The following is a 2,770-nucleotide window of genomic DNA, read 5'->3' as shown; positions in this document are numbered from 1 at the left end:
ATGCAAAGCGAACGCGGCGAACTGAAACATCTAAGTAGCTGCAGGAAAAGAAATCAACCGAGATTCCCAAAGTAGTGGCGAGCGAAATGGGATGAGCCTGTACGTGATAGTCGATTGAATAGTGGAAGCTTCTGGAAATAAGCGCCATAGCGGGTGATAGCCCCGTACACGAAATTCAAACGGTGGTACTAAGCGTACGACAAGTAGGGCGGGACACGAGAAATCCTGTCTGAACATGGGGGGACCATCCTCCAAGGCTAAATACTCGTAATCGACCGATAGTGAACCAGTACCGTGAGGGAAAGGCGAAAAGAACCCCGGGAGGGGAGTGAAATAGATCCTGAAACCGTGTGCATACAAACAGTCGGAGCCTCTTCGTGGGGTGACGGCGTACCTTTTGTATAATGGGTCAGCGACTTACATTCAGTGGCGAGGTTAACCGAATAGGGGAGCCGTAGAGAAATCGAGTCCGAACAGGGCGACAGTCGCTGGGTGTAGACCCGAAACCAAGTGATCTACCCATGGCCAGGATGAAGGTGCGGTAACACGCCCTGGAGGTCCGAACCCACTAATGTTGAAAAATTAGGGGATGAGCTGTGGGTAGGGGTGAAAGGCTAAACAAACTTGGAAATAGCTGGTTCTCTCCGAAAACTATTTAGGTAGTGCCTCAAGTATCACCATCGGGGGTAGAGCACTGTTATGGCTAGGGGGTCATTGCGACTTACCAAACCATTGCAAACTCCGAATACCGATGAGTGCGAGCTTGGGAGACAGACGTCGGGTGCTAACGTCCGGCGTCAAGAGGGAAACAACCCAGACCGCCAGCTAAGGTCCCAAAGATTGGCTAAGTGGAAAACGAAGTGGGAAGGCTAAAACAGTCAGGATGTTGGCTTAGAAGCAGCCATCATTTAAAGAAAGCGTAATAGCTCACTGATCGAGTCGTCCTGCGCGGAAGATGTAACGGGGCTAAGCCAGTCACCGAAGCTGCGGATATGTCTTTGACATATGGTAGGAGAGCGTTCTGTAAGCCTGCGAAGGTGTCTTGTAAAGGATGCTGGAGGTATCAGAAGTGCGAATGCTGACATGAGTAGCGATAATGCGGGTGAAAAGCCCGCACGCCGTAAGCCCAAGGTTTCCTGTTCAACGTTCATCGGAGCAGGGTGAGTCGGCCCCTAAGGCGAGGCAGAGATGCGTAGCTGATGGGAAGCAGGTTAATATTCCTGCACCGTCGTATGATGCGATGGGGGGACGGATCGCGGAAGGTTGTCCAACTGTTGGAATAGTTGGTTTTTGGCTCATAGGAGGTACTTAGGCAAATCCGGGTACAGAATCCAAGGGGTTGAGACGAGCGGCTTTATGCTGCGAAGCAATCGGAAGTGGTTCCAAGAAAAGCCTCTAAGCTTCAGTCATACGAGACCGTACCGCAAACCGACACAGGTGGGCGAGATGAGTATTCTAAGGCGCTTGAGAGAACTCGGGAGAAGGAACTCGGCAAATTGGTACCGTAACTTCGGGATAAGGTACGCCCTAGTAGTTTGACCACTTTACTGTGGAAGGATGAACGGGTTGCAATAAAATGGTGGCTGCGACTGTTTAATAAAAACACAGCACTCTGCAAACACGAAAGTGGACGTATAGGGTGTGACGCCTGCCCGGTGCTGGAAGATTAAATGATGGGGTGCAAGCTCTTGATTGAAGTCCCAGTAAACGGCGGCCGTAACTATAACGGTCCTAAGGTAGCGAAATTCCTTGTCGGGTAAGTTCCGACCTGCACGAATGGCGTAACGATGGCCACACTGTCTCCTCCCGAGACTCAGCGAAGTTGAAATGTTTGTGATGATGCAATCTACCCGCGGCTAGACGGAAAGACCCCATGAACCTTTACTGTAGCTTTGCATTGGACTTTGAATCAATCTGTGTAGGATAGGTGGGAGGCTTTGAAGCGGGGACGCCAGTTCTCGTGGAGCCATCCTTGAAATACCACCCTGGTTCATTTGAGGTTCTAACCTTGGTCCGTTATCCGGATCGGGGACAGTGCATGGTAGGCAGTTTGACTGGGGCGGTCTCCTCCTAAAGTGTAACGGAGGAGTTCGAAGGTACGCTAGGTACGGTCGGACATCGTGCTAATAGTGCAATGGCATAAGCGTGCTTAACTGCGAGACCGACAAGTCGAGCAGGTACGAAAGTAGGACATAGTGATCCGGTGGTTCTGTATGGAAGGGCCATCGCTCAACGGATAAAAGGTACTCTGGGGATAACAGGCTGATTCCTCCCAAGAGTTCATATCGACGGGGGAGTTTGGCACCTCGATGTCGGCTCATCACATCCTGGGGCTGTAGCCGGTCCCAAGGGTATGGCTGTTCGCCATTTAAAGTGGTACGTGAGCTGGGTTTAAAACGTCGTGAGACAGTTTGGTCCCTATCTGCCGTGGGCGTTGGAAATTTGAAGGGGGCTGCTCCTAGTACGAGAGGACCGGAGTGGACGAACCTCTGGTGTACCGGTTGTCACGCCAGTGGCATTGCCGGGTAGCTAAGTTCGGAAGAGATAACCGCTGAAAGCATCTAAGCGGGAAACTTGCCTTGAGATGAGATTTCCCGGAGCCTTGAGCTCCTTGAAGGGTCGTTCGAGACCAGGACGTTGATAGGCTGGGTGTGGAAGTGCAGTAATGCATTAAGCTAACCAGTACTAATTGCCCGTACGGCTTGTCCCTATAACCTTGGCAGTCAGCCAAGGATCAAGACTACAGCGCTGTGATACAGCAGCTACCCAA

Annotated in this window: 1 rRNA gene; it reads left to right on the top strand. The window is 51.5% G+C overall.

What is annotated here, in order from left to right:
- Positions 1–2,710 (top strand): 23S ribosomal RNA (locus J8847_RS23905); the annotation flags it as partial.
- Positions 2,711–2,770 lie beyond the last annotated feature (60 nt).

The sequence above is a fragment of the Massilia sp. AB1 genome (genome assembly GCF_018119385.1).
Lineage (GTDB): Bacteria > Pseudomonadota > Gammaproteobacteria > Burkholderiales > Burkholderiaceae_D > Telluria.
This window is presented reverse-complemented; position numbering and strand designations above follow the sequence as displayed.